21 protein-coding genes and 1 pseudogene are annotated in these 20,857 nt (G+C 63.1%); 15 read left to right on the top strand and 7 right to left on the bottom strand.

Features of this window, described 5'->3' with window-relative positions:
- Positions 1–66: 66 nt before the first annotated feature.
- Together ACQUQO_RS16150 and larC are read right to left on the bottom strand one after the other, a co-directional pair.
- On the bottom strand, positions 67–1,281 hold the full coding sequence (locus tag ACQUQO_RS16150; RefSeq protein ID WP_435079380.1) for an ATP-dependent nuclease: 1,215 nt from the start codon (positions 1,279–1,281) through the stop codon (positions 67–69).
- Positions 1,282–1,323: 42 nt separating this feature from the next.
- The gene (larC, locus tag ACQUQO_RS16145; protein WP_435079378.1) at positions 1,324–2,616 is read right to left on the bottom strand and encodes a nickel pincer cofactor biosynthesis protein LarC; all 1,293 of its coding nucleotides are present in this window, start codon (positions 2,614–2,616) and stop codon (positions 1,324–1,326) included.
- Positions 2,617–2,728: 112 nt separating this feature from the next.
- Between larC and ACQUQO_RS16140 the strand changes: the two genes are divergently transcribed.
- The 4 genes from ACQUQO_RS16140 (at position 2,729) to ACQUQO_RS16125 (ending at position 8,893) form a co-directional block, all read left to right on the top strand.
- Positions 2,729–4,954: a CDC48 family AAA ATPase gene (locus tag ACQUQO_RS16140; protein WP_435079376.1), complete on the top strand. Its 2,226-nt coding sequence runs from the start codon at positions 2,729–2,731 to the stop codon at positions 4,952–4,954.
- A 425-nt stretch (positions 4,955–5,379) separates the two neighbouring features.
- The gene (locus ACQUQO_RS16135; protein WP_435079374.1) at positions 5,380–7,092 is read left to right on the top strand and encodes a glutamate--tRNA ligase; all 1,713 of its coding nucleotides are present in this window, start codon (positions 5,380–5,382) and stop codon (positions 7,090–7,092) included.
- Positions 7,093–7,233: 141 nt separating this feature from the next.
- The gene (locus tag ACQUQO_RS16130; protein ID WP_435079372.1) at positions 7,234–7,665 is read left to right on the top strand and encodes a dCTP deaminase; all 432 of its coding nucleotides are present in this window, start codon (positions 7,234–7,236) and stop codon (positions 7,663–7,665) included.
- A 223-nt stretch (positions 7,666–7,888) separates the two neighbouring features.
- Entirely contained in the window at positions 7,889–8,893 is a 1,005-nt protein-coding gene (locus ACQUQO_RS16125; RefSeq protein ID WP_435079371.1) for a hypothetical protein, read from the top strand.
- 20 nt (positions 8,894–8,913) lie between these two features.
- Here ACQUQO_RS16125 and ACQUQO_RS16120 read toward each other — a convergent pair whose 3' ends face one another.
- A complete protein-coding gene (locus ACQUQO_RS16120) occupies positions 8,914–9,228 on the bottom strand; it encodes a hypothetical protein (RefSeq protein WP_435079369.1) in 315 nt (104 codons plus the stop codon).
- Here ACQUQO_RS16120 and ACQUQO_RS16115 point away from each other — a divergent pair.
- The 7 genes from ACQUQO_RS16115 (at position 9,221) to ACQUQO_RS16085 (ending at position 15,844) form a co-directional block, all read left to right on the top strand.
- Positions 9,221–9,550, top strand: coding sequence for a 4Fe-4S dicluster domain-containing protein (locus ACQUQO_RS16115; protein WP_435079367.1), 330 nt, complete (start codon positions 9,221–9,223; stop codon positions 9,548–9,550). The genes ACQUQO_RS16120 and ACQUQO_RS16115 overlap by 8 nt on opposite strands.
- Before the next feature lie 92 nt (positions 9,551–9,642).
- On the top strand, positions 9,643–10,500 hold the full coding sequence (locus tag ACQUQO_RS16110) for an electron transfer flavoprotein subunit beta/FixA family protein (protein WP_435079365.1): 858 nt from the start codon (positions 9,643–9,645) through the stop codon (positions 10,498–10,500).
- Positions 10,497–12,419, top strand: coding sequence for an electron transfer flavoprotein subunit alpha/FixB family protein (locus ACQUQO_RS16105; protein ID WP_435079363.1), 1,923 nt, complete (start codon positions 10,497–10,499; stop codon positions 12,417–12,419). The genes ACQUQO_RS16110 and ACQUQO_RS16105 overlap by 4 nt, the downstream gene beginning before the upstream one ends.
- Positions 12,412–14,085, top strand: coding sequence for an FAD-dependent monooxygenase (locus ACQUQO_RS16100; RefSeq protein ID WP_435079362.1), 1,674 nt, complete (start codon positions 12,412–12,414; stop codon positions 14,083–14,085). Before ACQUQO_RS16105 ends, ACQUQO_RS16100 begins: the two co-directional genes overlap by 8 nt.
- Positions 14,085–14,450, top strand: coding sequence for a hypothetical protein (locus ACQUQO_RS16095; protein WP_435079360.1), 366 nt, complete (start codon positions 14,085–14,087; stop codon positions 14,448–14,450). Before ACQUQO_RS16100 ends, ACQUQO_RS16095 begins: the two co-directional genes overlap by 1 nt.
- 156 nt (positions 14,451–14,606) lie before the next feature.
- Positions 14,607–15,038, top strand: coding sequence for a hypothetical protein (locus tag ACQUQO_RS16090; RefSeq protein WP_435079359.1), 432 nt, complete (start codon positions 14,607–14,609; stop codon positions 15,036–15,038).
- 62 nt (positions 15,039–15,100) lie between these two features.
- Positions 15,101–15,844, top strand: a complete 744-nt coding sequence (locus tag ACQUQO_RS16085) for a GNAT family N-acetyltransferase (RefSeq protein ID WP_435079358.1) — start codon at positions 15,101–15,103, stop codon at positions 15,842–15,844.
- 1 nt (position 15,845) lies between these two features.
- Here the strand turns inward: ACQUQO_RS16085 and ACQUQO_RS16080 are convergent, their stop codons facing one another.
- On the bottom strand, positions 15,846–16,010 hold the full coding sequence (locus ACQUQO_RS16080; RefSeq protein WP_435079356.1) for a hypothetical protein: 165 nt from the start codon (positions 16,008–16,010) through the stop codon (positions 15,846–15,848).
- 37 nt (positions 16,011–16,047) lie between these two features.
- Entirely contained in the window at positions 16,048–16,530 is a 483-nt protein-coding gene (locus ACQUQO_RS16075; RefSeq protein ID WP_435079354.1) for a DUF456 domain-containing protein, read from the bottom strand.
- A gap of 95 nt (positions 16,531–16,625) precedes the next feature.
- Between ACQUQO_RS16075 and ACQUQO_RS16070 the strand changes: the two genes are divergently transcribed.
- The 3 genes from ACQUQO_RS16070 (at position 16,626) to ACQUQO_RS16060 (ending at position 17,854) form a co-directional block, all read left to right on the top strand.
- Entirely contained in the window at positions 16,626–17,012 is a 387-nt protein-coding gene (locus ACQUQO_RS16070; protein WP_435079352.1) for a fluoride efflux transporter FluC, read from the top strand.
- A complete protein-coding gene (crcB, locus tag ACQUQO_RS16065) occupies positions 17,009–17,368 on the top strand; it encodes a fluoride efflux transporter CrcB (RefSeq protein ID WP_435079350.1) in 360 nt (119 codons plus the stop codon). The genes ACQUQO_RS16070 and crcB overlap by 4 nt, the downstream gene beginning before the upstream one ends.
- A gap of 99 nt (positions 17,369–17,467) precedes the next feature.
- The gene (locus ACQUQO_RS16060; RefSeq protein ID WP_435079348.1) at positions 17,468–17,854 is read left to right on the top strand and encodes a dehydratase; all 387 of its coding nucleotides are present in this window, start codon (positions 17,468–17,470) and stop codon (positions 17,852–17,854) included.
- 15 nt (positions 17,855–17,869) lie between these two features.
- Here ACQUQO_RS16060 and tmcA read toward each other — a convergent pair whose 3' ends face one another.
- Positions 17,870–20,122: a tRNA(Met) cytidine acetyltransferase TmcA gene (gene tmcA, locus ACQUQO_RS16055; protein ID WP_435079346.1), complete on the bottom strand. Its 2,253-nt coding sequence runs from the start codon at positions 20,120–20,122 to the stop codon at positions 17,870–17,872.
- Positions 20,123–20,233: 111 nt separating this feature from the next.
- Here tmcA and ACQUQO_RS16050 point away from each other — a divergent pair, with 111 nt between their 5' ends.
- A complete protein-coding gene (locus tag ACQUQO_RS16050; RefSeq protein WP_435079345.1) occupies positions 20,234–20,563 on the top strand; it encodes a hypothetical protein in 330 nt (109 codons plus the stop codon).
- 15 nt (positions 20,564–20,578) lie between these two features.
- On the opposite strand, the pseudogene ACQUQO_RS16045 reads toward ACQUQO_RS16050, so the two are convergent.
- Positions 20,579–20,857, bottom strand: a pseudogene (locus ACQUQO_RS16045) (hypothetical protein); the annotation flags it as partial.

Below are 20,857 nucleotides of genomic sequence, written 5' to 3'. Positions count from 1 at the left end.
CTGATGTGTATCGTCTACAACATCAAACGAGCAGTGAAACAGTGAATTCCATCGCCTTATGGCGATTCAACAGAGCCCAATATTGTAACTATCCCAGTTAGGCACCGCGTGACGCGCAACTTCATTGAGAACACCAATATCTGATGGCCCTTCAACATAAATTACGAAATCACTCTGAAGAAGGTCGCTATTTCGAGCACCAATTTCGTCAATAATGGCGAACGTATCGTCCTCTATTAGCTCGAAACTAGTTTCTCCAGATTCTCGGCGGACGATATGCATAGATGCGTCCTTTTCTTGGTCAATCATTGCTTGAGAATGAGTTGAAATACAGACTTGCCCCTCATTCGAAATTTCCTTGAGAGCATTTAGCATTTTTCTCTCTGCAGCAGGGTGGAGGAAGTTTCCTGGCTCTTCAAATAGTAAACAATAGCCTTCACCGACCTGCATCTCAACATAGGCTTGCATCAATGAGAGAACAAGAAGACTGCCGACACCAGAACCTCGTTCAGCAATATCTACACTTTGATCGAGATACTCATCTTTGATAGTAATGGTGGGAGAGATCGCTTTTGACAAGCTTACTGAACCTGGATTAATCTCGATGTTGGCTATATCCGGCATATGGGATTGCATCCTGTCAGTAAGATCATCACTAACGGTGCCTGCGGTTGCAGTAAGGGAGTCCTCAAGTTCGTCCACTTTGTTCTGAAGCGAGCTGTCTTCCTCTATACCTCCCTCTTTGAGAATTGGTTCGAGGAGACGGTTCAGCACGGTCCCTCCTTTCAGTTTTGTTTCTTCTCGCACGTCTCGTTCAGCCGATATCCAAATTGGATCGGGGAGAAAGTGATTCCAAATATAGTCTCGGGATTTGGCTTTGCTGAGTCTATTTTCGCCATCTACTATCGCACCAGCAGACAGCTCTTCGCCGTTCAAATACGTAGTGGCACTTGATGTTTTACCTTTTCGATAGCCGAATTCTCGCCGGATTTCAACTGGGTCACTATCAATCGTATATTCGTCACCGAGTGCGTCCCGGAAGGCGTCGGTTACGTTACTACATGTTACAGTAATCGCTATCTCTTCTGCGTCCTGCTTATGGAACTGATTTGCGTCTGGTTTGCTTTTTGCTAAAAAGCAACGTAGTGCTTCAAGCATCGACGACTTTCCTGCATCGTTCTTTCCGATAAGAATATTGAGGTCATCAGTCTCAATACTCTTTGAATCCCTAATCGATTTGAAATTCTCGACTTGAACACTCGATATTTCGAGTGTGCTCATTAAGCACGACCACTCAGCAAGCAGTTAAAAATCCTTCTACTGTCATAGACGAATCTCGTTTTCGGCTCGCCGCATAACTTCCCGAGTAGGTACGTCGGTCTCGGCAGCGACTGCACTCGCGTCGTCGAATTCGGCGCTCACGTCGTAGATCGCGCCCGCGGAGCCGCTGGCGACCTTTACGTCGATCTCGTACTTAGTTCCCTCGATATCGATTTCGGCAGTCTCGAACTCTCGCTCTGCGACCCAGCGGTGGCGTGCGCCCGTCTCGCGCACCCCGAGGGTGCCGGTCTCGACGGCGAGTCTGTGGGCCACTCGCTCGGCATCTTCCGACTTGACGATGACTTTTACCAGATGACCGGGACGGGATTTCTTCATCGTCGTTGGGACTATCGAGACGTCACGTGCGCCAGCGTCTTTGAGGGGTTCGTGCAGCCCGCCGAGCAACTCCGGCGCGGCGTCGTCGAGGTTCGTTTCGAGCACGCGAATCCCCTCACGCGTGAGGCCCTCCGTGCTGGGGCCGACCAGCGCCCGGAGCACGTTCGGGTGCTCGGGAAAGTCGTGGTCGCCAGCGCCGTAGCCCGATGCTTCGATTTCGAGCGTGGGAAGACGCTCGATTCCGTCGGCGAAGTGTGCGAGAATCGCCGCGCCCGTCGGCGTGAGCAGTTCGCCGTCGACCGGCCCACCGCGAAGCGCCCAGTCGGCGCGTTCGGCGATTTCGACCACGGCGGGCGTCGGGATTGGATAGGTTCCGTGACTCATTTCGACCGCGCCGCCGCCGGTGGCGAGTGGTGTCGTGACGACGCGCTCGACGTCCAGCGAATCGAACAGGAGTGCCGCGCCGACGACATCCGCGATGGCGTCGTCCGCGCCGACCTCGTGGAAGTGGGTCGCATCGAGGTCGGTGCCGTGGACCGCTGCTTCCGCCTCGCCGAGAATTTCGAATATCGCCGTCGCATCCCGTTCGACTGCCGCAGGGAGCGCCATCGACTCGACGACTTCGAGGACTTCCGGGTAGGTTCTGGATGGACCGCCACCTTCGGCGTGGGTGTGGTCGTGCGCTGTGTGCTCGTGGTCGTCATGGCCGTGGCCATCGTGGTCATGGTCGTGTTCGTGCGACTGCCCGCTGTCTCCGGTGTCGTCGCTTTCGTCATCGAGAAGGACGGCGACCGTCGTCGCGTCGATGCCGTTTTTCGTCGTGGTGTCGATTGCATAGTGGACATCGAGTGCCTTCTCGACCGGCTTCAATACTGTGGGGTCCGCGCCGGCGGCGACCAGCGCGCCACAGAGCATGTCGCCGCTCGCCCCCATCCGCCCGTCGAACGCCAGCGTTTGCATATCCGAAGGGAGGGCGAGGAGGCGAAAAACCGTCCGGTCGCTGCGGCGAGTGGTCGGGGACAGGCAAAAGGCATAACCCCACCAGCGACCGACTAGCGGTCATCAGCCAGCCATGAACGAAGTCCAACTGGAGGTGGCGAAGGCGTACCCGAACGACTCGGGCCGCGGCATCGCCCGCCTCGACCCGGATACCCTGTTGCATCTCAAGCTCTCGCCGGGCGACATCATCGAGATCGAGGGCGGCGATACCACCGCCGCGAAGGTCTGGCGCGCCGACCGGCAAGATTGGAACACTGACACTGTGCGCATCGACGGGTTCACCCGCCAGAACGCCGACATCGGTATCGGCGAGCGCGTCGAGATTCGCAAGGCCGACCCCGAGACGGCCGACCGGCTCGTGCTCGCCCCGCCCGAGGAGGCCTCGGTCCAGTTCGGCAGCGACGCGGCCGGGATGGTCAAACGCCAGATTCTGAAACGCCCGGTCGTCGAACGCGATATCGTACCCGTGATGAGTTCGACCAACCACCCGTTCATGCGCTCGCCGGGACAGGCGATACCTCTGATTGCGGTCGACACCGAACCCGACGGGGTGGCGCTCATCACCGAGGACACCGACGTCGAACTCCGCGAGGAACCCATTTCGGGCTTCGAGAAAACTGGAGGAGGAATCACCTACGAGGACATCGGCGGCCTGCAGGGCGAGATTCAGCGCGTCCGAGAGATGGTCGAGTTGCCGATGAAACACCCTCAAATCTTCCAGAAGCTGGGTATCGAGCCACCGCAGGGGGTGCTGCTGCATGGCCCACCGGGGACGGGGAAAACGCTGCTGGCGAAGGCTGTCGCCAACGAGACCTCGGCGAGTTTCTTCTCCATCGCCGGGCCGGAAATCATCTCGAAATACTACGGCGAAAGCGAACAGCAGCTCCGGGAAATATTCGAGGACGCGACCGAGGAATCACCTGCCATCATCTTCATCGACGAACTCGACTCGATTGCGCCGAAACGCGAGGACGTAACAGGGGAAGTCGAGCGCCGCGTCGTCGCTCAGCTGCTGACGATGATGGATGGCTTGGAGAGTCGGGGTCAAGTCATCGTCATCGGCGCGACCAACCGCGTCGACAGTGTCGACCCCGCGCTGCGCCGGCCGGGTCGCTTCGACAGGGAGATCGAAATCGGCGTGCCCGACGAGCGCGGCCGCGAGGAGATCCTCCAGATTCACACGCGCGGGATGCCGCTTTCCGACGACGTGAACCTCTCGGGGCTGGCCGACGAGACCCACGGATTCGTGGGCGCGGACATCGAGAGCCTCACCAAGGAGTCGGCGATGAAGGCGCTTCGCCGGTATCTCCCGGAAATCGACCTCGACGAGGAGGACGTCCCGCCGAGCCTCATCGACCGGATGATAATCAAGCGCGAGGACTTCGACGGGGCCTTGAACGAAGTCGAGCCGAGCGCGATGCGCGAGGTGCTCGTCGAACTCCCGAAGATCACGTGGGAGGACGTCGGCGGTCTCGACGACGCGAAGGGCGAACTCAAGGAGGCCGTCGAGTGGCCGCTGTCGAGCCCCGAGCGCTTTTCGCGACTCGGCATCGAGCCACCCGCTGGCGTGTTACTCTACGGGCCACCCGGTACAGGAAAGACGCTGATGGCCAAAGCCGTCGCCAACGAGACCAACGCCAACTTCATCTCCGTGCGCGGGCCGCAACTGCTCTCGAAGTGGGTCGGCGAGTCCGAAAAAGCGATCCGCCAGACGTTCAAGAAGGCCCGGCAGGTTTCTCCTACTGTAATCTTCTTCGACGAACTCGACAGTCTGGCCCCGTCTCGCGGTGGTGACGTCGGCTCGAACGTCTCCGAGCGAGTCGTCAACCAGCTGCTGACGGAACTCGATGGGCTGGAGGACATGAAGAACGTGATGGTCGTCGCCGCGACCAACCGACCGGACATGATTGACCCGGCGCTCATCCGCTCGGGGAGATTCGACCGGCTGGTGATGGTCGGCCAGCCGGGCATCGAGGGCCGCGAGCGCATCCTTACGATTCACACCGACGACACGCCGCTGGCCGCGGACGTGAGCCTGCGCGAGATAGCCGAAATCACCGACGGATACGTGGGAAGCGACCTCGAATCCATCGCGCGCGAGGCCGCGATTCAGGCGCTCCGTGACGACCCCGACGCCGCGGTGGTCGAGATGCGTCACTTCCGAGCCGCGCTTGAGACTGTGCGTCCGACGATCACCGAGGACATCATGGACTACTACGACCGCATGGCCGAGGAGTTCAAGGGCGGTGCAGCCGACCCCGCCCGCGGCCGCAGCGGTGGCCGCATCGGCTTCCAATAGTACCTTTTTACTTCGGGGGTTCGCGCACTCGCTTCGCTCACGGGTCGCTACGCTCCCCGTTCGCGCGGCGGCGCTCACTGCGTTCGCGTCGCCCGCCGCTCGTTTGCTCAACCCCTCGCAAAAAGCTACGCTAAAAACTCCCGCTCACTCGCATTGCTCGTTCGCGGTGAACCGCGCTCACTCCGTTCGCGCGGACACTACTGGCCTACCGCGACCGCCCCGCAAAACCGCACAGCACCGCCTCCACCGAAGCCCTCGCGCTCCCTTCGGTCGCACTCGCCCTTCATCCACCAAGGACTGCAACAGCACCGCTGACCGCGCCGACAGCAACCGCGCTGCGACTGCGCCGCCGCGGCCGCACCGCAACCGCACCGCGGCCACCGAAACCCGACGGGTTTTCATCGCCCGCGACTGAGCCATCGTCAATGAACGAGGACCTCCGCGAGCGCATCGAACACGAGGCCGAGCGCCACGCCCTGCTCAACGCGGTCAAACACGGCGAGGATGCCGATGTCGGCGCGGTCATCGGCCCGCTGATGGGCGAGAACCCCGACTTCCAACAGCACGGCGACGAGGTGCCGGGCGTGGTCGCCCCCGTCGTCGCACAGGTGAACGAACTCGACGCCGAGGGTCGCCAGAAGCGCCTCGAAGCGCTCGCGCCCGACCTGCTCGCCGACCTCGAAAGCGACGAGGAGGGCGACGACCACCCGCTCCCCGACCTGCCGAGGGCCGAGAACACGGATGTTCGAATGCGGCTGGCACCCAACCCGAACGGGCCATGGCATCTCGGCAACGCCCGCATGCCCGCCGTCATCGGCACCTACAAGGACCGGTACGATGGGTGGATGCTCTGTCGATTCGACGACACCGACCCCGAGACCAAACGCCCCGACCCCGCGGCCTACGACGCCATCCTCGACGCCATCGAGTACCTCGGCTTCGAACCCGACGAGGTGGCCCGCGCCTCCGACCGGATGGTGACCTACTACGAGCACGCGCGCGACCTCATCGAAGTGGGCGGGGCCTACACCTGCTCGTGTCCTGCGGCGGAGTTCTCCGAACTGAAGAACTCGGGCGAGGCGTGTCCACACCGGGACAAACCCGCGGGGACCACGCGCGAGGAATTCGACGCGATGGTCGCCGGCGAGTACGACGCCGGCGAGATGGTCCTGCGCGTCCGAACGGACATCGAGCACAAGAACCCGGCACTCAGAGATTGGGTCGCCTTTCGAATGATCGACACGCCACACCCCAGAGAAGTGGCCAGCGGGTACCGCTGCTGGCCCCTCTTGGATTTCCAGTCGGGTATCGACGACCACCTGTTCGAGATCACGCACATCATCCGCGGCATCGACCTCCAGGATTCGGCCAAGCGCCAGCGCTTCCTCTACGACTACTTCGACTGGGAGTACCCCGAAGTCGTCCACTGGGGCCACGTCCAGCTCGACGCATACGACGTGAAGATGAGCACCTCGACCATCAAGGAACTCATCATACGAGGAGAACTCGATGGCTGGGACGACCCGCGCGCGCCGACCGTTGCGAGCCTCCGGCGGCGCGGCATCAGGGGCGACGCCATCACCGCAGCGATGGTCTCGCTGGGAACCTCGACCAGCAACGTCGATCTGGCGATGAGCGCGGTCTATGCTGCAAACCGCGAGCGTATCGACGAGAAGACCGACCGCACGTTTTTCGTCCGGGACGGAATCGAAAAGACCGTCATCAACGGCCCGGAGATGGGCGAACCGCCGGTCCATCCAAACCACGAGGAACGCGGCGTCCGTGAGATTCCGGTCGGGGGCGCGGTGCTGGTCGAACCCGACGACGTGCCGGCCAACGGCAAGCGCGTCTGGCTGAAGGGCTATGGCTGTGTGCGTCACACCCGCGATGCCTTCGAGTTCGTCGGCACCGACATCGAGATGGTTCGAGAAGAGGGCGTGCCCGTCGTTCACTGGGTCCCGGCCGACGACAACCGACCTGTCCGCTTGCGAACGATGGAGGGCGACGTCGAGGGTCATGCCGAACCCGCCATCGCCGAGCGGAACCCCGATGAGATGGTCCAGTTCGAGCGCGTCGGGTTCGCGCGCATCGACCGGCAGGAGGATGGCGAAACCGTCGCGTACTACGCCCATCCCTGATACTGTCGGTCGGCAGCAGTCACCACTGAACGTCCCGGAATCGTTTCGTGGTCTCTTGGCTCTTTGTGAAGCCACACAACGACCTCCGACCGTAGCGCACCCACACGTTTTCGTGGCTCGGTGCACTACCGCCGCCCCGTCATGTCCGGCGAGGAACTCATCGAGGACGTCGAGGGCATCGTCCACGAGGAGACCCAGGTCACCGAACGCGGTCTCGATTTGACGCTCGCAGCAGTTCACGATGTCGAGGAACCCGGTCGGGTCGATTTCGGTGGCGACGAACTCGACGCCGCGACCACGAGGCCCCACGAGACCGAGAGGCGAAACGCCGAGGACGATTACGGCTGGTGGCGATTGGAGGCGGGCCAGTATCTCGCCGAATTCAACGAACGGGTGAGCGCTGACGAATCGCTCCGTCTCCAGACACGCGCGGCGGTTCGCGAGCGCGGTGCGTTCCATCCGACGCTGTTCGTTCGGGAGATCGAACGTGTCCCACTGTCGGTACCGACCGGCGGGATTCACCTCAAGGAAAACGCCAGAATTTCGACGCTGCTGGCACCGTCGGACGGATGATACGGCCGGCGACCGAGCCGTCCCGGATGCCGGGCGCTCGTGACCGCTAATTTCGACCGATTTCGGCGAGACGGTCGTTGCATCCGGTTGCGGCCACGAGAGTGGAAATAGCAAGCGCAGCCGACAAGTGCACCCGATACCTGCCTCGGGACATGTGTGTCGGCACGCGGAGATATGAGCTGCATACCGTGCTGCGATGAGCGGCTCGTCGCCGGGGAACACGATGCAGGAACGGATCGGGAGCCGCCGGACGAAACTCCGACTGTACGTTCTCCTGAACGTGAATCGGTACTGGCTGGCGTTCGAACTGGCGGCCGGGATGTTCGTGTTCCTCGTCTTGCTCGGAGCGTATGCCGTCCCTTCCTTTCGGCAGTTCATGGCTGGCTACGCACCGACACGATACGTCTTTCAGGCGTTCATCGGCGCACTCATCACTGGCGTGACGCTCGTCGTCTCTATCAGCCTCGTCGTGCTCTCACAAGAGTTCGGTCCGCTCGGCGAGCAGCGCGACCGAATGTCCGGCTCGATGGGTTTTCGCGCGGATGTCGAGGACATCTTCGGCGCGACCAGTCCACCCGAACCCAACGACTTCCTCCGTGCACTCGTCGAGAACACCACCGAAAAGGCAGACGCGCTCGACGATACCGCCGAGAGCGAAAACGACGACTTCCGTGAGGCGGTCGAACAGCTCACCGACGACATCTACGACAACGCAAACGTCGTGAGCGACGAACTCGAAAACCGCGATTTCGGTGAGTACACCGTCGTGAAGGCAGCGCTCGATTACAACTACTCCTGGAAGATACATCAGGCGCGACGGCTACAGGACAGCTTCGACGAGACGATGGATCGCGACACGCGCCGCAAGCTCATCGACCTCATCGACATCCTTGGGTTCTACGGACCGGCGCGCGAACACATCAAGACGTTGTACTTCCAGTGGCAGCTGGTCGACCTCTCACGAGGGATGTTGTATCTCTCGGTGCCGTCGCTCGCGGTCACCACCGCAATCGCGTTGTTCCTCGCCCCGAGTTCGTTTCCGGGGGCGCTTCTGGGTATCGACAACCTCGTCTGGATCGTCAGTGCCAGCGCGGCGGTCGGTTCCCTCCCGTTTTTGTTTCTCACGGCGTTCATTCTGCGACTCGTGACGATTACGAAGCGCACGCTGGCAATCGGTCCCTTCGTCCTCAGGAGCGCAAGCCGCTCCGAGGACATCGAATGGAAGTAGATACTGTTGATGAACGCCAGTTACGAATCGACCGGTCGCCGGAAGAAAATCAGCAGCGAGGACGAATCGACCACGGCAGTGTCCTCGTACGTCCACCCCTCCTCGGCCATCTCGTTGAGGAGGTCCTGAAGTTTGTACTGCTCGTTCCGGAGTTCGGTCGGGGAGAGAAACGCCGGTTCGACCCGATATTCGTACTGTTGGTCGGTCATGATCGCCGTAGCGAGCGCTGGCGTAAAAGCGTGGGCGTCGAAACCAACGGCGCGGTCGGGAAGGTCGCTGCGTTCGGTCGAAGATTTAAGTGGATTCCTATCGTGGATTTCGATAGCGATGGCCATAGACCCTGAATTCGAACAGAACCGCGAGAAAGTGGACGAACACGAGGGCCACGACGTCTGGGGCCCGGTCGAAGAACCCGAGCAGTTGGGGATTCATGGAACCCACGTCGCGGTGGATTTCGACATCTGCATCGCCGATGGGGCCTGTCTGGAGGACTGCCCGGTGGACGTCTTCGAGTGGGTCGACTCGCCCGACCACCCCGAGAGCGAAATCAAGGCCGACCCCACTCATGAAGCACAGTGCATCGACTGCATGCTCTGTGTCGACGTCTGTCCCGTCGATGCCATCGACGTCGACGCGGGCCGGGCCGGCCGAACCTAGTTCGAGTACCGGCAAAAATATACGGAAGACCAACACGGTAATACTCGGCGGGAGCCTATGCCAGAGAGAGCCACACGGGTGAACTACTACCAATGCACTCAGTCGTTTTGACCAAAGGCGTCCCCGATTTCCGCGAGGGACAGGTATCGTTCGACGAAGACGGTCATCTCGAACGGGGCAATACCCCGACGGTGATGAACCCGAACGACAAACACGCGCTGCGGACGGCGCTCCAGACGAAGGTCCGACATGGGGGCACCCTCAGCGTGATGAGCATGGGACCGCCGGGCTACGGCGACGTGCTCGGCGAGGCGATGGAGTCGGTCTATGCCGACGACCTCTATCTCCTCTCCGACCGCGAACTCGCCGCCTCCGATACGTGGGCGACGGCCATCACGCTCGCCACAGGACTCAAAAACCTCGACGAGACCCCTGACCTCGTGTTTGCGGGTTTCAAAACCGCCGACGGCGAGACCGGCCACACTGGCCCGCAGGCCTGCTGGTGTCTCGACTGGCCCATCATCACCCACGTCGTCGCGCTCGATGTCGACGAGGAGAACAGTACAGTACGGGCAAAACGGCTCGTCGAGGGCGACATCGAGGAGATCGAAACCGTCGAAGCGCCGATGCCCGCCTTCATCGTCGCGGACCCGGAGTTCGAACCCACCTACAGAAAAGCCGCCCACCGACTCACGCTGAAAGACCTCCGCGCGGAGACGAAAAAGCGCGCCGAAGACCACGAGGAGCACATGACGACGTGGGACCACGAGGACCTGAACCTCGACCCCGATTACATCGGTCTCGATGGGTCGCCGACCATCGTCTCCTCGGTGGACCCGATTCCGAAAGCGCCGGCCGAGCGCGAAGCGACGATGATAGACCCCGGCGACGAGGAAGGGATGGGCGAGGTCTTCGACGCGATGAAGGCCCACGCCGGGGGTGAGCGATGAGCGACATCGACCCCGGCGAACACACCGTCGAACAGCTGCAGGACGAACTGGCGAACATCGACAGTCCGCGCGAACTCGAAGGGCTGCTCGACGCCGAAAAGGACGGTCGAGAACGGAAGACCGCCCAAGAGGCGATTCGCGCGCGGATGCGCGAGGTCGGCGAAGGAGTCGAGGAGGGCACCGAGACCGAGGGCGAGTACCGCGAGACCGCCGACGACGTCGAGAGTGAGGATGCGGAAACGACTGCGACCGACGACCTCGCGCTCGACCCGAGCGAGTACGACATCGCGGAGTTCGGTCCCGCAATCAAGGACGTCGACGACCCCGACGAACTCGAAGCCATCCTCAACGCCGAACGGAACGGCGAGGGCCGCGACAACGTCGTGACGCTCATCGAGAGCCGCATCGAGAAGGTGAGTGAGAGCGAGGACAGTGAGGACGGCGACATCGACCCGACCAGTTTCTCGACGGCCGAACTCGGCAACGCCCTGCAGGGCATCGACGATGTCGAGCGCTTGCGTGAGGTTCTGGAGGCAGAACAGGCCGGCGAGGACCGAGGCGCGGCGACGAACCTGATTCAAAAGCGCATCGACTCGGTCCAAGAGGACGACGAACCCGAGGAAATCGAGGTCGTCCCACCGGAGGAAAAACACCCCGACCTCGACCATCCGACGGCGGACAAACAGTATGTCAAGGCGCTCGAAGACGGTGTGTATCGTGACATGTGGGTGTACTGCGAGACCCAAGCCGGCGAGTTGATCGATGTCTCGAAGGAGATGTTGGGCAAGGCCCGCGAGCTGATGGACACCTACAACGACGACTACGGCGAGGACGAGCGCGTGGTTGCGGTGCTCATCGGGAGCGACGTCGAAAAACACGCCGAGGACGTCATCGCCTACGGCGCGGACGTGGTGGCTCATCACGAGGATGAGGGGCTGGAGCGGTTCCAGCATAAACCCTACACCGAGCTGTTCTGTGACATGGCGCGCGCTGGCGCGACCCCCGGCGAGAGCCGAGGGAGCGAAGCGGAAACGGACTGGCGCGCATACGACGAACCGCGCTACACGGTGTTCCCGGCGACCAATAATGGGAGGGACCTCTCGGCGCTGGCACAGGGCGAACTCGACTCTGGACTCGCCTCCGATTGCTCGGACCTCTACATCGAGGAAGCGATGATTTCGAACCCCGTCAAGACTGGGCGACCGGGCGCGAAAAAGGAGTTCGAGCGCGTCCTGCACATGAAACGGCCCGATTTCTCCGGGTTCGAGTATTCGACCATCCTCTGTCTCGACAACCCCACGCGGGAGTTCCATCCGCAGGGCGCGTCGGTGATTCCGGGGAGTTTCGACCTGCCGGAACCGGACTACGACCGCGAGGGCGAGGTAATCGAACACGACGGCGACCTCGACGAGGACTGGCTGCGAGTCTCGGTGACCGACCACGACCGACTGGACGAAGGCGTCGACCTCGCGGGCCACGACGTGGTGGTGGCGATGGGTCGGGGTATCGGTGACAGTCCAACGGAAGGAATGGAACTCGGCATCGAACTCTCAGAGGCGTTTGCGGACGGAGCGCTCGGCGTCTCACGCGGTATCGTCACCGGTTCCTACGAGTTCGCGGGCCACGTCGAGCGCTACACCGCCGAGGAGCGCCAAATCGGCGAAACCGGGCAGGTGGTCGAGCCGGACCTCTACATCGCCGCCGGCATCTCTGGCGCTGTGCAGCACAAGGTCGGGATGGACAACTCCGAAACCATCGTCGCTGTGAACACCGACCCCGACGCGCGAATCCGTGATTTCTCCGATTACTTCATCGAGGGTGACCTCTTCGAGGTGCTTCCGGAACTCACGGCAGCGCTGAAGGCGGGCGAGCTGAGTAGTGACGAAATCGCGGCCGACGGAGGTGCAAACGATGACTGACGAGTACGAACACTACGAGGCGGTGGTGGTCGGTGCGGGACCGGGCGGCGCGGCGGCGGCCGCGACGCTCGCCCAAAGCGGCGTCGAAACGGTGGTACTGGAGCGCGGCGTCGATGCCGGCTCGAAGAACGTTACGGGGGGACTCATCTACGCCGAGGAATCGGCCCCGTACACCATCGACGGACTCCTGCCGGGCTTCCGCGAACACGCGACCGAGCGTCCGGTGACCGACTACTACATCCACAACATCGCCGGCGAGAAGGTCAAAACCTTCGACATCACGCGCGGCCACGAGCAGGACACCGAGTGGGCCGACGCCGTGCTCCGGCGGAAGATGGACTCGTGGATGGCCGAGCAGGTCCACGAACTCACCCGCGAGACCGGCGGCGGCCTGCTCACGGAGGTGAAGGTCGATGGACTGCTGCGCGAAAACGGCGAAATCATCGGCGTGACCTGTGAGGAACTCGACCCCATCACGGCCGATTTCATCGTGGCCGCCGACGGCGTGAACTCCGAACTCGCCCGCGATGCAGGGCTGATGGACTGGGAGGAACCCGACGAGTGGTTCCAAGGGGTGAAGGCGGTGGTCGACATGCCGGGCGACGTCATCGACGAGCGCTTCGACATCGGCGAGGACGAAGGCGAGGCACACCTCTTTTCGGGCGACCTCTACGACGACGTTCGCGGCGGCGGCTTCCTCTATACCAACGAGGACTCCCTCTCCATCGGGAACGTCTTCCACCTCGATAGCATCGTCGAACAGGGTGCCGAGGTCCAGGAGTTGCTCGATGCCCTACTCACTCACCCGATGCTCGCCCAGTGGCTCGGCGACGAGTACGACGAGCGGGAGTACTCGGCCAAGCTCGTCCCCGACTCGAAGAAGGCCGCCAACCCCTCGCCCCACGAGGGCCGACTCGTCCTCGTCGGCGACGCGGCCGGACAGATGCAGGCACAGGGCCCCATCATCAAGGGGATGAACCACGCGGTGACGGCGGGTGCGCTCGCCGCGGAGGCGTTCGTCGAGGCTCGTTCGCGCGGCAAGCCCGACTCCGCTGGCGAACGCTACGAGCAGCGCCTCCACGACGAGGGCGTGATGAAAAAGCTTCGGCCGGCGCGATACGAGGTGGCGAGCGCGCTCGGCGAGAACGACACCACCACCGGCATCGCTGAGCGTGCGCTCGATTCCCCGCTCGGGCGCGTCGGGATGCGCGCTGCCGACAAGGCCGGTCTGCTCGGACGGGCCTACGGTTCGCCGTATCTGGCGACGATGATGCCCGACACGAAGACGCCGTACGTCTCGCTGCCCACCGCCATCGGCGAGACGCTCGGGACGGAAATCGAGACGGAAAACACCGTCGAACCGCCGAGTCTCGAAGAGCGCATCGGCGAGTTGACCTACGACACCGACGTGGGCAACCCACACATCACGCTCGACGACAACTCCTTCGAAGCGAGCGGCGCGGCCGTGACGGCCTGTCCGGTGAGCGCCGCTGACTTCGGCGGCGGCTGCTACCGCGAGGAGATGGTCCAGTCCAATGGCGACGAAAAACACGTCGTGAGCCTCGACACCCAGCCCTGCGTCGAGTGTGGGACCTGCGCCATCGTCGCCGACACGCAGTGGGAACATCCTCGTGGTGGGAAGGGCGTCGAGTTCCGGGAGGGCTGATGGTCTCGGGCTACCACGAACGCATCGAGAACCTCGCCGCGCGGGCCGCCCGCGACCGGGAGACGTTCGACCCACCCACGAACCCACCGGAGGAGGAGCGCGCGATGGCGTTCCTCCGTGAGGGTCTCGGGCCGCTGGTGGCGCTGTATCTCGAAGCCCGAACCGCGGAGTGGGACGTCGAGTTTTCGGGTGCGGAACTGGAGGGATTCCACCGGGCGACGAACGACTGGCTCGCGCTCTACGCACGATGTTACGGTGTCGAGATGAACCCCGACGTGACGGTTCGGCGGGCGGCCGAGGTGCTCGTCGAAACCCACAACATTCGGGATACAGCGCAGTTGCTGACGCAGGTTCCATCCCGCTGATTGGTGACGAAATCGCTTCAACGAGTGTCGCAGAGACTGGCCGGTGTAAAATCGAAGAAATTCACCATCACGAGGCGTTTATTTATACGTAGCGCGTCGATACTCGAAAACTGAGTGGGTATGGCCGGATACACTCCTTCGATCTGGAGCCGGGTCGTGGCCGGCATTCAATGGACATACGTCGCGTTCATCATGGCAACGAACACTTTCAGTCTGTACGTAGATTACTTACTACTGACCCGTAGTGAGGATTTGAGCGTAAATTGGGGGTTCGAACTGTACGTTCTTATCGGTGTTTCGTTCGCGCTCGGTTTCATTTGGGCAGAGCGGCGAACGGCGTCTCAACCACAAGAAGAGAACGAACGTCAGCGACGTATCGAGCATATATTTCTCATGTTTGTCATACCGTTGGTACTGCTATGGATATACTCCAGTATCCCGTTCGATCTTCCAGCATCCGTTTCGCTCGTTGCTGTCGAAGCGATCTACGCCCTCGGTATCGGTCTCGCGTTCGCGCTGGTCTATCACTTCGAAATCGACACATTCACCCGTTTTTCGCGGCGCTGGATGGACGGACAGCAACAGTAGGTCGCATCGACGCACACCACCTGCAACCAACAGTTAAGTGACGTGGTGTGCTATCGACGGACATGCAAGTATCGGAGGCGTTCGAGTTCACCCACGAGGACCGCAAGAGTATCTACCAGTGCATCGAGAACAGCGACGGTCCCATCGCCGCCGAGGAGGTCCGTGAATCGCTCCGACTCGACCCGAGTGGCTTCCGTCACCACGTCGCCATCCTGAAACGCGACGGTCTCGTTGCGGAGTCGGGTGGCGACCTCCGGGCGACCTTCGAGGGCAGCGACGAGGCCGATGAGGAACGGTTCGAGTCCGAGGGACTGTCGTTCACCATCCGGCCGGCCATCGAGACCGATAGGTCGGGACTCGTGGGTGTGATTCGACAGGTCGCCGGCGGGAAAACGTATACCGTAGCCGAGAGCGTCGCCGACATCATCGACCACGAGGAGACCGTCGTCCAGAACTCACCCGTTCGCTCGCGGATGTTCTTCGTCGCCACCATCAACGACGAGGTGGTGGGCTGGATTCACCTCGAATCCCCCGAGTTGGAAAAACTCTCGCACACGGCCGAACTCACCCTCGGCGTGCTGGAGGAGTATCAGGGCCACGGCATCGGGAGTCACCTGCTCGACCGCGGTCTCGACTGGGCCGAACAGAAGGGCTACGAGAAACTCTACAACTCGATTCCCTCGACCAACGAGGAGGCCATCGAGTTCTTCGAGGCCCACGGCGGCGAGATCGAGGCCGTTCGGGAGGACCACTACAAGTTCGAGGGCGAGTACATCGACGAGGTGATGACGGCGCTCGTGCCCTGAGTCAACGCCAGTTCTCGCCCGCTCCCTCCAAGGGTTCGGCCACGACGCCGTCCTGTTGGACGAGCGCGCGGGCGTGGGCCGTACAGACGTCTCGATTCGCGTCCCACGGAACGTGTAACCGCACCGCCGCCGACTGTTCACAGCCATCCTCGGCACACGCGGCCATGCTCGCCGTTCGGGACCGGCACATACAACGGTTGGCCTCAGAGGACGATGACGGTCACGAGCGCGACGAGCATCGTCACCGTCACGAGCAGCTGGACGACCGTCGAGGCGAGCACCCCGACGGCGGCATACAGCGCCGCCCGCAGGCTTCGCTCGGGGTCTCGGTGGCGGTAGAACTCGACGGCGAACACAGTACCAGCGACGCCGAGAACGATACCGAGCGGGCCGGCGACGAAGAAGAGCGCGATGCCGACCACTGCCGCGAGAAGCGTCGTGACCGTCGACGCGCCGCCCGCCCGTGCCGACATCGCTCCGCCGAAGTAGTCGGCGGCGAGCGCGAACAGGCCCACGACCGTGAGCGCGGCGAGCAACACCGGACCGGGTTCCGCGTACCCGCTTCGCCACCAGTAGAGATAGATGCCCACGAGCGAACTCAGCGTTCCCGGAACCAATGGAACGACGCTGCCGACGACGCCGAGGACGGCCAGTCCGACGGCGACGAGAGCGACGACATCGACCATGTCCCGCTTCGGGGACTGACGGGGTTAAATACGCCGGGAGCACACGCCCGGTAGCGACCGCACGTTGGTCGATTCCCCCATCCCGTCCGACACGCATGGCAGACCACCCGCTCCGCACGCTCGAAGCAGTCGCCCTGATTGCCATCGGCGGATTCGCCGGATCGAATCTCCGATATCTCGTCGCGAGAGTGCTTCCGGGTGTGGGCGGAACACTTCTCGTGAACATCGTCGGGAGTTTTGTCCTCGGATTTCTCCTCTACGAGGCGCGTTATACTGGCATCCTCACCCAGCGGGCACGGCTGGTCCTCACGACCGGGTTTCTCTCATCGCTGACGACCTACAGCACGTTCGCGCTCCAGACGGCGCTGCTCGATTCACCGGGATGGATGGTCGCGAACGTATTCACGACCTACACGCTCGGCTTTTCGGGCGTGCTCGCCGGGCGGGCGCTCGCCCGACGGGTCGATGGAGGCACTCGATGACGGCGCTCGACCCGGCCCATCTCGTCGGCACGGGCGGCGCGCTCGGTGCGCTCTGTCGTGTCTATGTGAGCCAGCGCTTCGAAGGCGACTACCCCACAGGAACGCTCGCGGTCAACGTCATCGGAAGCTTCGCGCTCGGGCTGGTGACGTTTGCGGGTGCGGGCGAGACAGCCGTTTTGCTGGTCGGCACCGGTGCGTGTGGCTCCTTCACCACCTTTTCGTCGTTCTCGTTCGAGACGGTGCGGCTGGTCGAAGAGGGCGAAGCGGGACGGGCGGCTGCGAACGCGCTCGTCACCCTCTTCGGTGCGCTCGCGGCCATCGGTCTCGCGTGGCTCGTGGTTCGCGCGGTCGGATGACGGTCGCTGGCTCTTTCGCTTCCCGCGAGCGGCGACGACCCTCACCGTTATCGGGTCACGACAGCTTTTTCGACCGTGGGGTGGTTCTCCGGGTACGCGATGCACCAGCCAGTCGAGGGCGAGACGCGAAGCTTCGAACGCACGTTCACCGTCGAGGACGTCCGGCGGTTCGGGGAACTCACCGGCGACGACCAAGCCCGCCACACCGAACCGGGCGAGGACGGGCGCGTGATGGTCCAGGGACTGCTGACGGCGACGCTACCGACCAAGATGGGTAGCGACAGCGAGGTGTTGGCCAGCACGATGGACATCGATTTCCGGCGACCGGTCTACACCGGCGAGCCGATCACCTGTCGGTCGACGTATGAGACGGTCGTCGAGCGAGACGACCACTACACGTTCGTCTCGGACGTCGTCTGCGAGAACGGCGACGGCGAGACCGTGCTGACGACCGAAACAGAGGGCATCATCCGGAAGGACGCCTGAAAATCGGATATCGGCTCACTCGCCGTCATCGACGTACCGGGCGCGCTCCTCGCGGGCCGCTCGGTCCCCGTAGCGCTCGACGAGCGGCTTGTAGGCGTCGCCGAGGGCACGCATGCACGCGCCGGTCGAGACGTAGTCGAGCGCGTCGGCCACCGCTTCGGTCGGGCGGGCCTGCGACACGACCATCACGAGCAGGCGCTCTTCGCGCGCGGAGAGACCGCTGCTCGCCGAGTCGGTGAGGTGACGGAGCGCGAGCGCACGAAACACGTGTGGATGAATCTCGGCGAGTCCGGGACCGTGGGCGGCGCTGGCGGCGACGCGCCACTCGTGGTCGGTGAAATCGATCTCGGGGATGGCGTCGGTCGCAGCGAGTGCTGCCCGCACCACATCGGGCGCAAGGTTGGCGAGCGAGTCCGATAGCGTCGCGCCGGTCCGGTCGACGAACCGGCGCGCGTGGCGGTCGTGAAGCGCTTCACCTGCTGGCGAGAGCGGTGCGAGCATCAGCGCGGAGTGCTCGCCGCTGCGCTCGTTGCGCGTGGTTGCGAGGTACACGGTCGAAAAGCCGTTTCGGTCCCAAAAGCGGACGAGTTCGGGCGTCGCGCCGTAGCCGACGCCGAGCCAGTCCACAGTTGCGTTCGCCCGTATCTCGTCGAGCAGCCGCGAGCCGAGACCGCGCGAGCGGGCGGCGGGATGGGTGGCGATGCGGAGCACGCGCTGGCCGGTCGAAACTCCTGCATCTTCGTCCCGGAGCTGACTTGTGAGTACGTCGGGAAGGAGATTGCCCTTGATGCGACTGCCTTCGTACACCTTTCGGCGCAGGTCCTCGGAAAGATTGCCCTCGCGGGCAAGTAGTGCGACCGAGACCACATGACCCTCGTGGAGTAGCGCGTGGACCGAGACGTTCGGCGCGTCGAGCAGGCGCGCGAGGTCGTTCGGCTCGGTTCGGTAGTGGGCAGCGACGAGCAGCCCGAACGCTTCCCGAAGGCGGTGTTCGTCCGCGAGCAGCTCGGCGGCGTCGAAGCGTCTGTACGTGACGCTCTCGGGCATCGCATCTCCGACCAGCGGCGCGATGGGCGGGCGCGCATCGAGCAGAAGCGCCCGGAACACCCACACCTCGATTGGGTCGCCGGCGGCGTATCTGATTGGGTCGTCGAGGCGCTGCTCCGCGACGGTGAAATCGCTGTCGGCGAGGTGGTCGCGGAAGCGCACCGAGAACCCCCGGCCGGCACCCTCGTAGCCGTGAACGGTGGTGACGAACGCGACCGCCGGCGCGTCGAGAAATTCCGAGAGCCGGCCGACCGGGAGCGCGGCAGCCTCGTCGACGATGACGACATCGGCCGTTGGGGCGCGCTCGACGGCGGCCGCCGGCTCCATGAAACATATTCGCCCGTCGCCAACCGAATCGAGTCGGCGTGGCTGCTCGTCACGGTCCGTATCGGCGAGCGCGTCGAGACCGTCGAGCAGTTCGCGTGCGCGCTCGAAGACCGGTGCGGCGCTGCGGTAAGCGGGGGCGGTCACGAGCACGTTCTTCCCCTCGGCCGCAAGCGCGCCGGCGGCCAGCCCGGCGGCGCTCGACTTTCCACGTCCCCGGTCGGCCTCGACCACGAGCGCGGTACCCGATTCACGAAGACTCTCGAAGGCGTGGACGGCCGTCGTCTGGTCGTGAGTCACACAGGTCTCGTAGGCCGCTCGGGGGAACTCGTGCTCGGAGGGCACGGCGGGAGCCGTCTGCTGCTCGCGCGGCGGCGGGTCGGTCAGGCCATTGCACTCAACAGTTGGGGAATCGACGTTCACGACAGCGATTCCACGGTGTGCACGGAGCGTGTCGACCAGCCGCCGCCGGAAGTTCCCGGCGACCGATGCAACGTCATGGGGTGGGACGGCGAGCGTCGCGTCGAACTCGTCCCGGTGGTCGGGCCACGAATCGAGCGGGGGCGCGAGCACGATGAGCAGGCCACCCCCATCGACCGCTCCCACAGTTCTTCCGATGGCGTTCGGCCGGCACTCGTCGTGACAGTCGAGCACGACTGCCGTCCGGGTTCGTCCGAGGAGTCCGTCGGCGCGCTTCGGCGCGATGCGCTCGCAATCGAGTCGTTCGCCATCCTCACCTGCGACGAGCGTCGTCGCCGACCGCTCGATGCCGGCTCCGTCGAGCGCCTCGCGCGTCCCGGAATAGCACGCCGCGAGCTCGCCCGTGAGCACCAGCGTGCGGCGTTCATTCGCCCGACGGGCCTCGTCGCGGAGCGCGGCTGCGAGGTCGGCAATCATACCGATTCGGGGGTTCGCGGTGGCATGGGCGCGTCGGTTCGCAACTCGTACTGGCGAACAATCATATACTTACCCCTAGAATTTAGTTACGGCATCACGAACGCCGAGGAAATGGACAGCCGCGGCGGTTCAGTTACCGAACAATTCGAACAACTCAAGAGCCGCTTCGAGGATGCGACCGGTTCCAGCGACGACGCCGACTCCTCGGACAAGCCGTTCTGGAAGCAGTACGGTGCCCTCTTTCAACTGCTCGCGGTGGCGGGGGCGTTTGGCGGTATCATCGCCAGCGCCGCCTCGACGGCAATCGACCGGACGATGGCCGTCGCGCGGGAGAGCGGTCCCACACTAGTCAATACCCTCTGGCCGATTCTCCTCGGCGTCACGCTGGTCGCGGTGGCGGTCTGTCTGGTCGTCGTCGTGCTCGGCGTGCGGAACGTATGAACGCCCCATCGACGGTTATTCCGTGTGCAGATAGACCAAACCGACATTGAAGAGATGGTTGGGAAGCATCCCGCCGAAGAGACCGACCTCAAGCAAGAGGGATGATATACCCGTAGCCTCTGTGAAATAAAAACCGATTACGACTACCAGCACGACAATAACGATGGACAGAACAATCTTCTGATCAAGTGGCGCGTTCCGGTACAATCTACCGACTGGCGGTGGTGCAGAACAGTTCTCATAGCGTGATGGTTGGACTGGCGATATCGTTGTCCCGTTCGTGATTTGTGAGGG

The sequence above is a fragment of the Halococcus sp. AFM35 genome, assembly GCF_051195015.1.
Classification (GTDB): domain Archaea; phylum Halobacteriota; class Halobacteria; order Halobacteriales; family Halococcaceae; genus Halococcus.
The sequence above is the reverse complement of the archived record's forward strand: the minus strand, read 5'-3'. Positions and strand labels throughout refer to the sequence as shown.

Coding starts and splice junctions, on each gene's coding strand:
- ACQUQO_RS16100 (WP_435079362.1), top strand. CDS start 12,412: ATGACTGACGAGTACGAACACTACGAGGCGGTGGTGGTCGGTGCGGGA.
- ACQUQO_RS16110 (WP_435079365.1), top strand. CDS start 9,643: ATGCACTCAGTCGTTTTGACCAAAGGCGTCCCCGATTTCCGCGAGGGA.
- ACQUQO_RS16095 (WP_435079360.1), top strand. CDS start 14,085: ATGGTCTCGGGCTACCACGAACGCATCGAGAACCTCGCCGCGCGGGCC.
- ACQUQO_RS16150 (WP_435079380.1), bottom strand. CDS start 1,281: ATGAGCACACTCGAAATATCGAGTGTTCAAGTCGAGAATTTCAAATCG.
- ACQUQO_RS16105 (WP_435079363.1), top strand. CDS start 10,497: ATGAGCGACATCGACCCCGGCGAACACACCGTCGAACAGCTGCAGGAC.
- ACQUQO_RS16050 (WP_435079345.1), top strand. CDS start 20,234: ATGGACAGCCGCGGCGGTTCAGTTACCGAACAATTCGAACAACTCAAG.
- ACQUQO_RS16080 (WP_435079356.1), bottom strand. CDS start 16,010: ATGGCCGCGTGTGCCGAGGATGGCTGTGAACAGTCGGCGGCGGTGCGG.
- larC (WP_435079378.1), bottom strand. CDS start 2,616: ATGCAAACGCTGGCGTTCGACGGGCGGATGGGGGCGAGCGGCGACATG.
- tmcA (WP_435079346.1), bottom strand. CDS start 20,122: ATGATTGCCGACCTCGCAGCCGCGCTCCGCGACGAGGCCCGTCGGGCG.
- ACQUQO_RS16075 (WP_435079354.1), bottom strand. CDS start 16,530: ATGGTCGATGTCGTCGCTCTCGTCGCCGTCGGACTGGCCGTCCTCGGC.
- ACQUQO_RS16085 (WP_435079358.1), top strand. CDS start 15,101: ATGCAAGTATCGGAGGCGTTCGAGTTCACCCACGAGGACCGCAAGAGT.
- ACQUQO_RS16070 (WP_435079352.1), top strand. CDS start 16,626: ATGGCAGACCACCCGCTCCGCACGCTCGAAGCAGTCGCCCTGATTGCC.
- ACQUQO_RS16130 (WP_435079372.1), top strand. CDS start 7,234: ATGTCCGGCGAGGAACTCATCGAGGACGTCGAGGGCATCGTCCACGAG.
- ACQUQO_RS16135 (WP_435079374.1), top strand. CDS start 5,380: ATGAACGAGGACCTCCGCGAGCGCATCGAACACGAGGCCGAGCGCCAC.
- crcB (WP_435079350.1), top strand. CDS start 17,009: ATGACGGCGCTCGACCCGGCCCATCTCGTCGGCACGGGCGGCGCGCTC.
- ACQUQO_RS16060 (WP_435079348.1), top strand. CDS start 17,468: ATGCACCAGCCAGTCGAGGGCGAGACGCGAAGCTTCGAACGCACGTTC.
- ACQUQO_RS16125 (WP_435079371.1), top strand. CDS start 7,889: ATGCAGGAACGGATCGGGAGCCGCCGGACGAAACTCCGACTGTACGTT.
- ACQUQO_RS16120 (WP_435079369.1), bottom strand. CDS start 9,228: ATGGCCATCGCTATCGAAATCCACGATAGGAATCCACTTAAATCTTCG.
- ACQUQO_RS16115 (WP_435079367.1), top strand. CDS start 9,221: ATGGCCATAGACCCTGAATTCGAACAGAACCGCGAGAAAGTGGACGAA.
- ACQUQO_RS16140 (WP_435079376.1), top strand. CDS start 2,729: ATGAACGAAGTCCAACTGGAGGTGGCGAAGGCGTACCCGAACGACTCG.